Annotated in this window: 11 protein-coding genes and 1 pseudogene; 11 read left to right on the top strand and 1 reads right to left on the bottom strand. The window is 56.4% G+C overall.

The annotated features are described in order from the left end of the window. Window positions 1-71 precede the first annotated feature (71 nt). From EN786_RS34260 to EN786_RS34305, 11 genes are all read left to right on the top strand, one after another. Complete coding sequence (locus EN786_RS34260; RefSeq protein WP_126080669.1) at window positions 72-983, top strand: CoA ester lyase; 912 nt, start codon at window positions 72-74, stop codon at window positions 981-983. Window positions 984-1,116: 133 nt separating this feature from the next. After that, window positions 1,117-2,043: a LysR family transcriptional regulator gene (locus EN786_RS34265; protein ID WP_126080670.1), complete on the top strand. Its 927-nt coding sequence runs from the start codon at window positions 1,117-1,119 to the stop codon at window positions 2,041-2,043. 195 nt (window positions 2,044-2,238) lie between these two features. Further along, window positions 2,239-3,672, top strand: a complete 1,434-nt coding sequence (locus EN786_RS34270) for an NAD-dependent succinate-semialdehyde dehydrogenase (RefSeq protein ID WP_135909749.1) — start codon at window positions 2,239-2,241, stop codon at window positions 3,670-3,672. Window positions 3,673-3,678: 6 nt separating this feature from the next. Further along, on the top strand, window positions 3,679-5,223 hold the full coding sequence (locus tag EN786_RS34275; protein ID WP_126080671.1) for a fumarate hydratase: 1,545 nt from the start codon (window positions 3,679-3,681) through the stop codon (window positions 5,221-5,223). A gap of 502 nt (window positions 5,224-5,725) precedes the next feature. Beyond that, the gene (locus EN786_RS34280) at window positions 5,726-6,223 is read left to right on the top strand and encodes an Lrp/AsnC family transcriptional regulator (protein ID WP_126080672.1); all 498 of its coding nucleotides are present in this window, start codon (window positions 5,726-5,728) and stop codon (window positions 6,221-6,223) included. 808 nt (window positions 6,224-7,031) lie between these two features. Next, entirely contained in the window at window positions 7,032-7,619 is a 588-nt protein-coding gene (locus EN786_RS34285; RefSeq protein WP_167508689.1) for a toll-Interleukin receptor, read from the top strand. Between the two features lie 17 nt (window positions 7,620-7,636). Further along, entirely contained in the window at window positions 7,637-8,497 is an 861-nt protein-coding gene (locus tag EN786_RS34290; protein ID WP_126087045.1) for a DUF4231 domain-containing protein, read from the top strand. Between the two features lie 9 nt (window positions 8,498-8,506). Next, window positions 8,507-9,013: a TIR domain-containing protein gene (locus EN786_RS34295; RefSeq protein ID WP_126080675.1), complete on the top strand. Its 507-nt coding sequence runs from the start codon at window positions 8,507-8,509 to the stop codon at window positions 9,011-9,013. A 676-nt stretch (window positions 9,014-9,689) separates the two neighbouring features. After that, entirely contained in the window at window positions 9,690-9,866 is a 177-nt protein-coding gene (locus EN786_RS38035; RefSeq protein ID WP_164781893.1) for a hypothetical protein, read from the top strand. 239 nt (window positions 9,867-10,105) lie between these two features. Beyond that, on the top strand, window positions 10,106-11,512 hold the full coding sequence (locus EN786_RS34300) for an aminotransferase (protein WP_063169303.1): 1,407 nt from the start codon (window positions 10,106-10,108) through the stop codon (window positions 11,510-11,512). An 870-nt stretch (window positions 11,513-12,382) separates the two neighbouring features. Next, on the top strand, window positions 12,383-13,120 hold the full coding sequence (locus EN786_RS34305) for a LuxR family transcriptional regulator (protein WP_082826574.1): 738 nt from the start codon (window positions 12,383-12,385) through the stop codon (window positions 13,118-13,120). Between the two features lie 175 nt (window positions 13,121-13,295). On the opposite strand, the pseudogene EN786_RS34310 reads toward EN786_RS34305, so the two are convergent. Continuing rightward, a pseudogene (locus EN786_RS34310) lies at window positions 13,296-13,427 on the bottom strand (IS481 family transposase); the annotation flags it as partial.

A 13,427-nucleotide genomic window follows, 5' to 3' on the forward strand; every position in this document is an offset into this window, starting at 1 on the left:
TCTGGGTGCCACGGCCGCCCAGCAAACTCACTGACAGCGCCCACGCTAGAATCGACCGCAGAGGCGACTTCATGAATGACGCCGTTCAGGCCGTTGAAAGCCCGATGTCTGTTCCCCGCTGGAGATCTCTGCTCTTTGTTCCCGCTCATGTTCCGCGCTTTGTGGAGGCGGCTCATGAGCGCGGGGCAGATGGCGTCATACTCGACCTTGAGGACTCCGTTCCCCAGGATCAAAAAGGTGAGTCACGGCGCCAGCTTTCTGCATCCGTGGCAAAGGTGGGCCGCAGGGGCGCTTATGTTTTAGTTCGCGTGAATCGCGGTTTGCGTGCCTTGGCGGCCGATCTCGATGCAGCCGTAGTAGCGGGTGTTGATGCACTTGTCCTTCCGAAGACGGATTCGGCAGCGTGGGTAATAGAGATCGCAAATGCGGTATCGGAACTTGAACGAGAAAGAAATCTTGCGGTGGGTCGAATCCGGTTCCTTGCCTTGATCGAGACCCCGGCAGCATTACAAAGTCTCTCAGCCATTGCGTCGGCCCATCCCAGGATGGTTGCAATGGCGCTGGGTCCTGAAGACTTCAGTGCCTCCGTTGGCGGTGCCCCGGAACTCGACCTTCTTTTGACACCGAACCTTTCTGTTCTGTTTGCCGCTCGCGCCGCTGGCTTGCTACCGCTTGGTTTCATAGGAAGTATCAGCGAGTTCTCAGACAATGATAGACTTCGTGAGGCCGCGGCCCATGCGCGGCGGCTTGGCTTTACCGGGGCTTTGGCGATCCATCCAAATCAGGTTGCCATATTCAATGAGGCTTTCTCACCAAGCCCACAGGAACTCGAGTGGGCCCGTCGTGTCCTCGCGGCGGAAAAAGATGCGACGGCGCAAGGCAGAGGCGCGTTCGCATTGGACGGAAAGATGGTCGATCCACCGGTTATTCGAAGGGCCCGAGAAATCATCGCGACGGATCCGGGCGCCGAGTTGGCCGTTTGAGTCCTCAGCGGGTTGATCAACAAGACTGGGACGACGACAGCAAGCGTCAGCAGCTCGGCACAATTATTGCTGTCGTGCCATCACATTTTAAGATAGATTGCGTCAATTGCAGTCCGCCCTCGGAAGAGTACCCGTGGAAATCAGGCAGTTAAGATACTTCGTCGGCGTGGTCGAAGCAGGCAGTTTCACGAAGGCCGCTGGCTTTCTGAATGTCGCCCAGAGTGCGCTGAGTCTGCATGTACGCCAATTGGAGGAAGGCTTCGGCACTCAGCTGCTGATACGCGACAGAACCGGCGTGAGCGTGACGGCGTCAGGAGCCAAACTGCTCGAGCGGGCGCGGGCAATTCTCAAAGAAATTCGACTTACCGAGGTGGAATTGACCAACACAGCCGCTTCCCCTGCCGGGGAGGTGACTATTGGGATTCCGTCTGGAGCTGCTCGCGTCCTGAGCGGTCCGCTGCTTGAGGCGGTGAGACACGAACTGCCCAAGGTGTCCCTCAAGATGGTCGAGGGTATGACGGGACCGCTAGAGGAATGGATGGCGGCTGGACGCTTCAATCTGGCGGTTCTGTACCGCACAGCAGACAGTGTGGGGCGAATGACGGTGCTAGCGCGCGAAGACCTTTGTCTGGTGGTTCCGTCCGGCGAGCCACCGTTTGAAGATGCGATATCGCTGGTCGACCTGCATGAATTCCCCCTGGCGGTTCCCATGCGCAACAACAATGTCAGGCGTTCGGTGGCTGATGTCGTCGCACAACACGGTTGCGCGCTGGACGTCAGGTTTGAAGTGGACTCCCTCTCAACGATCATCAACATGGTCGTAGAGGGAAAAGCGCATTCTATTCTCGCCCCGTCTGCGGTTCAGAAAGAAGCCTCCCAAGGGCTGGTCCGGACTGTCAAGATCGTCGATCCGGTGATTACTCGGTCCGTGGTGCTCGCTGTAAATCCCAAAGATGAGCGTTCTGCGGCCGTTTCTGCGGTCTGCAAGCTCATTCCGAAGGTCGCCAGAAAATTGATTGAAATCCGGGACTGGGCGGCGGTGGCGCCTGAGGCGACCTGACAAACTAACCTGTAAAGCTGGGCATGATCTTTTGCGGCCATAAGGACCAGCCCGATCTGGATTCCAGATGGATTTCGGCAATATTCGATATTTGACCCGCCGCGACCATCGCGATGAAACTGGCTCAAGCGAGTTCAGCAGTTTCGATATCGAAACTGCGCTCGTATGCAAGAATTCAGTCAAGTGGAGCCCGTGATGTCCGACGCCAAGAGCTACGAGCTCTTCATTAATGGCAAATGGCGAGCCGGTGGTAGCCGAGCCACTTTGCCGGTGATCAACCCGGCGACGGAGAAGGTATTTGCCTCAGTGGCCTCGGCTACGGTTTCAGACTTGGATGAAGCTCTTGCCTCGGCAGAACGCAGCCGCAAGGCGTGGTCCTCACGACCCGCCAAAGAGCGTGGCGAGATCCTCGTCTCTGCCGCCAGCATTCTGGCAGAGAAAGCTGGCGCCGCAGCCAGGGACCTGTCGTCCGAACAGGGAAAGACGATTGCCGAAGCGACAGGAGAATACGCGCGCGCAGTCGAAACGCTGGAATGGAATGGCCGGCATGCCGATGAGTTGTCGGCCCCGATTCCGTTGGGCTCGAACAGGATGATAGCCCCCGAGCCGCTCGGTGTCGTCGCTGCATTTACGCCATGGAACTATCCGGCCGTTCTTATCGCCCGCAAGCTCGCCCCCGCGCTGGCGGCAGGCTGCCCGGTGATCCTCAAAGGGGCCGAGGAGACGCCAAGTGTGGCTGTCCATATCGTGGAATCTTTGCGTCAAGCAGGGATACCAGAAGGCGTGGTCAACCTGGTGTTCGGTGTTCCTGTGCATATATCGCGGCATCTGCTCAGTTCGCCAATTGTGAAAGTCTTGACGTTCACGGGGTCGACGGCTGTTGGAAAACAGCTAGCCACGCTGGCCGCGAATAATCTGCAGCGTTGCATCCTTGAGCTCGGTGGACATTCCCCGGTTATTGTGTGCGAAGATGCGGATCTGGCAAGGGCGATACCGGCTATTTCGGAATACAAATTCGAGTGCGCGGGCCAGAGCTGTAATGCGCCCAGCAGGATTCTTGTCGCCCGGTCCCGCTATGAGGAACTCCTGTTCCGGATGACGGAGGCGGTCCGAAGAATCAGGATCGGACCACCGGATGACCCTGCAACGCAAATGGGGCCAATGGCAAACGCGCGGCGAATAGAGGCCATGCAGCGCCTGACCAAGGATGCGGTAGAAGGCGGCGCCCGCATCGAGACCGGTGGCATCCCCCTTGACCGACCGGGGTTTTACTGGCCGCCAACCATCCTGACGGGCGTACCGAAGCAAGCGAGAGTGCTTCATGAAGAGCCGTTCGGACCGATTCTCACCGTGGCGCCTTTCGATACGATCGAAGAGGCGATCGAGGAAGCCAACGCCACCGAGTACGGTCTGGCCGCCTACTTGTTTACTGGCGCGGCCGATACGCAACAGAAGCTTATCAATCGTCTCTCTGCGGGCGCAGTTAGTGTGAATTACCTGAAAGGGGTTTCCGCGGATGCGCCTTATGGGGGCGTCAAGCAAAGCGGCTATGGATATGAAGGCGGCGAGCAGGGGGTGCGAAGCTTCCAGATTTTGAAAATGGTCAATGGCCTCGGTTCGTTTGGATAAAATCCGGTGGGAAACAGAACACGGACCATCGCAGGTCGCGACATCACAAGGAGCGTCGCCGACGCCCTTCAGTACATCTCGTACTATCATCCTCCAGATTATATCCGGTCTCTTTCTCACGCATACACGCGAGAACAGAGCCCGTCGGCGAAGAATGCCATAGGTCAGATTCTGCTGAACTCCCGCATGGCGGCCTTTGGGCGGCGCCCGATCTGTCAGGACACCGGACTTGTGGTTGTCTTCGCAAAGGTCGGCATGGATGCCCGCATTAAGTCAACAGCCAGTTTCGCTGATCTTGTGAATGAGGGCGTACGTCAAGCCTATCTCGATCCGGACAATCCCCTTCGGGCATCGATCGTTGCGGATCCCCTCGCTAGACGGGTCAACACCCGCGACAACACGCCGGCAGTTGTCCATGTCAACTTGGTGCAAGGTGACCAGATTGAGATCACTATCGCCGCAAAAGGCGGCGGGTCCGAGAACAAGGCACGTTTTACCACCCTTAATCCCAGCGCCTCCGTTTCCGACTGGGTGGTCAATACCGTTTCGACCCTGGGCAGCGGATGGTGTCCGCCTGGGCTGATCTCTGTTGGTATCGGTGGTAGCGCTGAAAAGGCGATGCTGCTGGCCAAGGAAGCCATGAACGAGCCCATCGATATGGCGGAACTAATCGCAAGGGGGGCGTCAAGCCCGGAAGAGGGACTGCGGATTGAGCTTTATGAGCGGATCAACGCGCTTGGCATCGGCGCCCAAGGGCTTGGTGGTCTGACGACAGTCGTTGACGTCAAGGTTGCGACCTATCCTACTCATGCGGCGTCCAAGCCTGTGGCGCTCATCCCGCAATGCGCCGCCAACCGGCACCTGAAGTTTACTTTGGACGGCTCTGGACCCATCAGGCTCCAGCCGCCCGATTTGCGCGAATGGCCCGACATCGGAGCCGACGAATTGAACCCAGCCGGCGTCCGGCGGGTCAATTTAGATACGCTGACGAAGGAAGAGACGGCATCGTGGCGCTGCGGTGAAACGCTCCTGCTGTCTGGAAAGATGCTGACGGGCCGTGACGCTGCCCACAAACGAATGGTCGAGCTGATCGATGCCGGCAAGCCGCTTCCGGTCGATCTGACGGGACGCGTGATCTACTATGTCGGTCCCGTCCGGGCAGTGAGGAATGAGGTCGTTGGACCCGCCGGTCCAACAACCTCCAGCCGCTTGGACGATTTTACGGACAAGGTGCTCGCCGAAACCGGCCTTTTTGCGATGATCGGCAAAGCGGAAAGGGGACCGGCGGCCATCGAGTCGATTATAAGACACAAAACGCCCTATCTTGCTGCAGTGGGTGGCGCTGCGTACCTGATTTCAAAATCGATTAAGAAGGCGCGGATCGTTGCCTTTGAAGACCTGGGCATGGAAGCCATCTATGAATTCGATGTGCAGGACATGCCTGTTATCATGGCCGTCGATGTTGAGGGAAACTCCATTCACAATTCCGGGCCTCTCGAGTGGCGTAGGCGTATGGCGGCCGACAGCATCGCACGCAACATCGGCGTTTGAATCTTCCCAGTTAGGCGATTTCGGCCAGACACCAGCGTCAAATTGTTGGGCACGCCGTACGACGAGCGGCATTTGCGGTGCCTTGCGCCTCGGCGAGCCGGACGAGCAAGGCCTTCAATTCACCCCAATAGCTGAATGTGCCACTGAATACTGCATTGAGTATGCCGTCCACGCGATCGAGGCTCGAATGCAGTCGCGCGTCTATCAAGTACGGTAGCGGGGATTCAAGAAAATGGGTTATCTATTTTATTTATCAGAAGGTCTCTGCCGCCGCCGACTTCCTCTCCAGCTGCACCATTGCCCGTTAGGCGCTGGGGCGATAGCCAAATTACTTCTGCAGCTTTTCTCAGCGGATCGCTCTCCTTAGCTGATTTTCATACCCATTCTAGCACATCTCGGGCCTGGAACGGATGCCTTCCACTGCTACATTCGGTCGTTTCAATGATAATAGAATTGATCGGCACACGGCGCGCTGTCGATCGCTGCTTGAGAGCAACAGGTTATGAAGTCGAAACCCGATCCCGTGCAACTCGACAGTTGGGACGTCCGGATTCTCTCCGAGATTCAGGCAGACGGTCGGATTTCAAAAAGTGAGCTTGCAAAACGAGTTCATCTTTCGGCGTCGGCCTGTTCGGAGCGGCTCCGAGCACTCAAGGCCGCAGGAATTATTGAGGGATTTTATGCGCGACTGAGTCCTGCACTCGTCGGCGGCATGATCTTTGTGATGGTAGAAGTCGTGCTGGATCGCCATCGTCTTGAGGACCAACGAGTCTTCGAAACTGCAATCCAAGAGATTCCGGAAATCCTGGACTGCTGGGCAATTGGGGGGCGCGTGGATTATTTGATGCGGGTCGCATCTCGTTCTATGGCCGCCTATCAGGATTTCATGGAGGGACTGCTGCAGGCAGGCTTGGGGATTGATCAATACTATAGCCTTGTCGTCACGAAACCAGTGAAGTCCAATTCACCGATACCTTTGTCCGCCCTGAGGCAACGGTGAAAGCGAAAGTTTAAGTTTCAACGGCGTTTGGCACGGATCCCGTAGATTCGTCGGCAAAAGGCGCCCATTCCGACGAAACTCAAGGGACATTTGCGGTATACTAATTGCTGGAAAAAGGTGGCCGAGCGCTATCCGCCAGTTGATGGCGAGGAAGGACGATGCGCTTGAGCAATCTGGAACCGATCATTCCAGGAGACGGATCGAAGCAGCCATCGGACGCACTTGGCCAGCACGGTTACGGCGAGAAGCCAAACCGGATCGTGCCTGGTTGAGGAGGCGTCCATATCTAAGATGCGAAGTGCCGAAAAAATGCCTCTACCGCTACTTCAAGGGGGGAACTTTCGCCCTGGATTGGCGATCAGTGGCGATTGAGCTTAGTCGCGGTCAGCGCATCCGTGTGGGGGGGGCGAAATCTACAGCGAGGGTTTGGCAAGCCGACGGGTAGCGGGAGTGCAAGCTGGCCCGCTCGGCCCTGGCGACCAACCCGGCCCTCGACGCCTGCGGACATTCGGAGATCGCTCCATCGCGTTTTTACGTCGTAAGTTCGTTGCTGATCGAGATTAGGAGATCGTCTGTCCTGTTTGACATCGCTGGTCTCGCAGCCTTCTAAGCGAGGAGCATGGCTGTGCCGGGGTCGCGTAGGTGGGTGACAAGGCCGGTCACTCCTGCCAGCCGACGTGGTCTTTGAGAAGGTGGAGGTTGCGCTACCGGCTGGAGAGCATGGTGCCAGTTTTCACAAGACAAGGGTCGCTTAATCGAATGGGCGTCAAGTTCATAGATTGCGAACAGATCATGGGGGATTTGAATAGTGCTACTGACCGAGGCAGAGCTGAAAAGAGTTGCGAATGCCAGTCGAGGACATAGAGCCGCATCGATCGTTCTAAAGGAAGAGACGGCCGCAGCTACAGCCAGATCTTCATTCGACGTTTTTCTGTCACATTCTTTCAAGGACGCAGAGATCATTCTCGGTGTGAAGCGAATTTTCGAGGAGCTTGGGTTCACTGCTTACGTAGATTGGGTCGAAGATTCACAACTGGACCGCACAAAGGTCTCCTCGGCCACCGCCGAGTTGCTGCGGACCCGTATGAGGCAGTCAAAGACGCTAATCTATGTGCATTCAAACAATTCTCCAGAATCCAGATGGATGCCTTGGGAGCTTGGCTTTTTCGATGGGTTTCGGACCGCGGTAGCGGTTCTGCCCGTGGCAAAAAATTCTTCGGAAACATTCTCCGGGCAAGAATTTTTGGGCCTATACCCTTACATTGATGGGACAGGACCTGCATTCCTGTTTATGAACAGAGGGACCGCGCCTCGCTCAAGAATAGGCTCTGTAAGCTCGACTGCTAACCTCACGTTTGCCAAATCCTGGCTTAAAGAATTTACCGCCACAAAATAGACTGGTGTGCTTCAAAAATGAAATATCCTGGACTCTATAATAGCGCCGACGTGGCATCCAACGAGCAGCAGGCGACGTTTCTCCGCCTGATCCGGGCAGAGTACGTTCTTCTTTTTTTAGCGTCGGTGCTCTCTTTGGACTTGTCGCCATCAAAAGCCTATTTCGGTGTCTATGCTGCGGTATTTCTTTGCTCAATGGGAGTCCTCATTTTCCGGTCGGTCACAAAGCCCGAGCAGGTCTGGTATCAGGCTCGAGCTCTTGCAGAGTCGGTGAAGACATTGACTTGGCGCTTCGCGATGCGAGCACAGCCGTTCGATGACGCGCGCGCCGCTGACGCCAGAGCTGATTTTCGAAAGCTCATGGAAGGTATCCTTGATAGCAATCGTCACCTTGGTAGCGCGTTGAGCGGCACCGATTCAGCATCCCCCCAAACAACCGACCAGATGATGTCGATAAGGGACTCCCCGCTAAAAGAAAGAAAAGACATATATCTGCAGAGACGAATCTGCGACCAGCGGAAGTGGTACGAGAAGAAGGCGCGCTCGAACAAGAGGTCCGCGAAAGTCTGGATGGGCCTTGGTATTTTTGCATACGCTCTGGGATTCTCGTTCATCGTAGTACGCATCGCTGACCCCGCGATGCCTGGCTGGCCGACCGAGCCGCTAATTGTCATCGCCGCCTCGCTTATCGGGTGGACCCAGATCAAGAAATTTAACGAATTGGCATCGGCTTACACGTTGACAGCTCACGAGATCGGCTTGACTGCCGACCTTATTACGGACGCCAACTCGGATGAGGCATTCTCCGCCGCGGTGAACGAAGCCGAACTGGCTTTCTCACGGGAGCACACCCAGTGGGTTGCTCGTCAAAACAACTAAGAGACAACAATGGCATACAGCGATCCGACCTATGTAATATTTGACGGCGATGAAGACGCTTGGGCATACCGCTTTATGAAAGGGTGGAATGCCAGCGAGAATGTGAGTTTTGAATTCGCGAACGCTCACGATCTGGACAATATGACGAGCCGAGCACAGGACGAAGATTATGTTAAACGCAATCTTCGCAACAGAATGAATGGATCGAGCCAGGTACTTGTCCTGATCGGTGAGAAAACGAAAAACCTTTTTCGCTTCGTGCGCTGGGAAATGGAATTGGCCCTTGATCTAGGTCTGCCGATAATCGCAGCAAACCTTAACGGCTCGCGGCAACAAGATGCGAGCTGTCCGCCTATCATCAGGGACAAATGTGTTGTGCACGTGCCGTTCAAGATGAAGGCCATCAAGCACGCGCTAGCCAATTGGCCCAGCGAATTTCATCGGCTTTCAAACGCTCAGCGTGGCGATGGCGCCAGGAGCTATGGCGAAAGCACCTATCGCGATCTCGGCTTATAATCGCCCACCTAAAAGCACTTAGCCGCCAAAACATCCTCGCCATCCGCTGGCGGCGACTAGCCTTAGCAACGTCCCCCAGCGTGTTCCGAGCTTGCCGAGCGATGATAAGAAGAGACGTCCGATTTGCTGAGTTTGGCTGAAAGCTGCAGGTCATGTGCAACCTATTAGAGGAGCCCCGCTCGAAGCGTCGGATCGTCAGACAAGATCATGTCGCGCGAGGGCGCTGGTTTCGCGAGGAAAAGGAGCGGCTGTTCGATGTTTGAGGCTTGATCCAGCGTTTCGAGACTGCACGAGCGGCCAGCATTGATGGAGGCAGCTTTTCAGGCCGCGCAATTCTGTCGGCTCGCCCCCTCCTGCGAGCCGCAGCTCGGCTCGCCCTGCGCAGCAACCACGAATTTGCGATCGCAAGAAAGGCAACACGCTCACGATAGAACTTGGCGGCGCTGGTCGGCTGCGAATCAAGATGTCAATGGCAAGGAGCTCTCGCCGCGCGTCTTTGCCGGGCCGAACCTTCTGGCTATGCTCCTTCGAGAAGTCTGCCGAGCACCAGCCGCCGCACCGCCAAAGCGATCAATATGCGCGAGGGCACGACCTCAGCCTCTCAGCGCTGGCCAACCAGGTTGGAGCCTGTGCCGCGGCACGGAACCCGCTGCCTGCTGATCGAGGCGAATGTGCTTTGCCCCTGATCACCTGCATTACCACCCTTGGGAACGGCAAGACCGATCCGGACCGTCAGAATGTAAGGGATGACCGGCAGTTCGGCGGAACATGGCCGCCGGCGCTCTATCGTGCCTCGCGCGGCCGGCGGGAACAGCGTCCCGAGCGCTATTCATCCGTCAATATCGCCCGCTAATCGGGCACTATGCTGGGCGCATGCGCGTCGTAAGCTGTTCGTGTTTGCATGACGCGCCCCCGACCCTCGGCTAAGGCGAACGTGACGCCTTAGTTTTCACGGCAATTCGGGCCGATCCCGCGAATTTCACGGCGAATAACCTGCATTCCCGAGAAACTCAAGGGACGTTTCCGGTATGCTATTTGCTAAACAGGTGGCTGGCCGAGTGCCCTCCGCCAATTTATCGCGAGGAGAGGGACATGCGCTTGAGCAATCTGGGAACCGAGCAACTCCGGGAGAAGGATAGAAGCTTCGTCTTCCATCCTTCTACGCATTTGGCCAAGCACAGCCGAGGCGAAACGCCAAATAGGATTATGGCCGGTGCGGAAGGCGTCTATATCTGGGACACCGAAGGCCGAAGGAGCCTCGACGGTTTCGGAGGACTCTACTGCGTCAACATGGGATATGGATGCACGGAGATCGCCGAGGCCATTGCCAGGCAAGCACACGAATTGCCGTTCGCACACGTCTATGCCAGCCAAGGTACGGAGCCGGTCGCCCTGTTGGCAGAGGCCGTGGTCGAGTATTTCGGTCAGAACATGCGAAGGGTCTATTTCGGCCTCTCCGGTTCCGATGCCAACGAAACCAACATCAAGCTGGTCTGGTACTATAATAACATTCTTGGCCGGCCCGAAAAGAAAAAGATCATCTCGCGAAATCGCGGCTATCACGGGTCTGGATTGGTCACGGGTAGCCTAACTGGCCTTCCCTTCTTTCACAATTTCTTCGACCTGCCTCTGGATTTGGTGCGCCATACAACCACGCCGCACTATTACCGCCAGGCGCGTGTCGAGGAGAGCGAGGAAGCGTTCTCCCGGCGCTGTGCCGATGAGCTTGAAGCCTTGATCCTGGCCGAAGGACCGGAAACGGTTGCAGCTTTTATCGGAGAGCCGGTACTTGGGACAGGAGGTATTGTGCCGCCCCCCAAAGGGTACTGGACGTCCATTCAAGCGGTGCTCGACAAATACGATATCCTTCTAATCGCGGATGAAGTGGTCTGTGGCTTCGCGCGAACCGGCGAGAAGTTCGGTTCCCACCTGTATAACATGCGTCCGGATTTCGTGACCATCGCAAAGGGTTTGAGTTCCGCCTACCTCCCCATCTCCGGGTCAATCATTGGCGACCGTGTCTGGTCGGTTTTGGAACAAGGAACTGAGAAGCACGGCGCACTCGGCCACGGCTGGACATATTCGGGGCACACGCTTTGTGCCGCAGCCGCGCTCGCCAATATTCGACTGCTTAAAGAAAAAAATATTCTGGAGCATGTCCGCGATGTTGGACCGTATTGGCAAGACCGGATGAAGGCCGAGCTGGCGGGACATCCCATCGTTGGTGAAGTTCGCGGAGTGGGTATCCTGTCGGCCGTGGAGATGATGCGGGACCCAAAACAAAGGATACCATTCGAACCCGACCTTCAGGTCGGGGTGCGCACTGCAGCTGCTCTGTTTGAGAATGGCGTCATCGGACGGGCCATGCCGCATGGCGACATCCTCGGTTATGCCCCCCCCCTGATCATTACCCGAAAAGAGATCGACATCATTGTCGACGCGACGGTAAAGTCGGTCGATACCACCTATCGCGCGCTGAAGGCCGAGGGTGCCGTATGATTTTGCGATCGCGAAGGAGCGAGTCCGGAGGCAGGCATGTCCCTGCGCGCTACTGCGCCGAGCAGACCCAAAACTGTTGAATTCCAGATATCTGATCTTGAGCATGCTCCGGGCTATTTCAGTCACGATTTGTAACCGAATCAGTTCTGCCGCCGCTGTCCTGTTGCCCAACGACCAGGACCTCTGTGCGGCGCGCCCTGCGGGTGTACCTCCCCGCCGGCAGGGCGCCCTTTTTGACCCACGTAATCAGTATCATTATGGCCCGTGCGGGATCGAGGGTCTGGTAAAGGTCATCTGCACGTTCCGATGCAGATTGAGCTTAGACGTGCCCTTTACATCATTGCAGCGGGCCATAATCATTGCGGTGAATTTTATCACGTCAGGTATATAGAAGGACGATACTCACACGCCACCCCGTTCACAAGGAAAGGCATTTTAATATTGTTGAGACGATTTGCCTATCAAAGAAAAGAAAGCATCGCAACACTTCTTTGCGGATCACGGCGCCCCGGGTGGGGGATGAGCGGCTATCCGAATTGTTATGCTAATGCCGACCCAAATTCCTGCAAAAGCTGGGGTCAATGATGGCTTTTGGTCAGCGCAGGATGATTTCTCCTGATTTGGTCGGTGCAGGGGCGGTCATGATTTAATGCATGGAGATTCTCTGATTGAGCTGTTGAGATCATGAGGCGTCTGCCAGACGCCCATCGGGTGAGCCCAGCATGATTGGGATGACCGACGAAGATCGAAAGTGTGGCAGCATTCTGGAGCCCGGTCAGCCCAGCGACGCCCGCGAATTCAATCACGTTTGTCGGGACATACACGACGCAGCCGGAAGGCGTGCAGAAAGAGGAAGAATCGAGCGCGACGATGACGAGGCACATGCCACTTGTTTTCGAGACATTCCTTGAAAGACTGTCACAGAGTATCGATGAGGCAGATTTCCGGGATGCCATGGCTGAGGCGGCCGGACGACTTGACCTAATCTTCTTTGCCTACCTCTCCTTGCCAGCACGGCCTTCCGGCAAACCGAGGTTAATTTCAAACTATCCACCCCGCTGGACCAGACAGTATCTGGAAAATCAGTATGAGAAACTCGATCCTGTGGTCTTGCGTGCTCGAAATGGCGGCTGCCCGTTTCACTGGGGATCGAATTTGGGAGGCGATAAAATGTCGCCGGCTCAACAGCAGCTATTCGATGAGGCGGCTCAATTCAGCATCTGCTGCGGTTTGACGATCCCAATTGTCGATCTCCGCGGCCGCATCGCTGCGGTTACTTTTGCCGCCGATGAGCCTCGTCCAGTATTTCTTCGGGTCGCTGAGCGGTACGAACAAGCTCTTCAACTGATGGCGGCCTGCTTTCATCGTTGCGTTCGCCGCAAATTGCCGAGCGATCGAACAGTGGATGGGGTTTCGCTGACATCCCGCGAATATGAGTGCCTGAGGTGGGCAGCGCGGGGTAATTCAGCCTGGGTGACCGGCCGCATCTTGGGTATCAAGCCACGCACGATCGCTTTTCATTTGGACAATGCCAAGAAGAAGCTAGGCGTGCGAACCCAAAATCAGGCTATAGCCCTTTTGGGGTCCGAAGGGTCCTCAATTGTCTGAGAAGCTTTTTGATCCCCTTGTGCTCGGGCCATTCGATCGCGCGCTTTGTATCGAGCGTTGACTGGATGCCGAGATCTTCTGTTCCGCCGGCTCGGGCGATGCAGCCGTATTCTTCCAGTCCGCGCCGGTGATCATAGTCTATGGGTGCTCGAGCGGGTGTGTCGTCGCTGACGAGCTAGTTGTGGAGCCTCAACAGGTTGTCCTCGGTTAGAGCGAGGCGACTGATAGGTGTTTTGGACTTTAGGCTCCCGTGGGGACGGTGCCAATTGTATCTGTGCAGCCAGACCGGCAACTCTGCGGCGCGGTG

The sequence above is a fragment of the Mesorhizobium sp. M4B.F.Ca.ET.143.01.1.1 genome, assembly GCF_004792275.1.
Lineage (GTDB): Bacteria > Pseudomonadota > Alphaproteobacteria > Rhizobiales > Rhizobiaceae > Mesorhizobium > Mesorhizobium abyssinicae.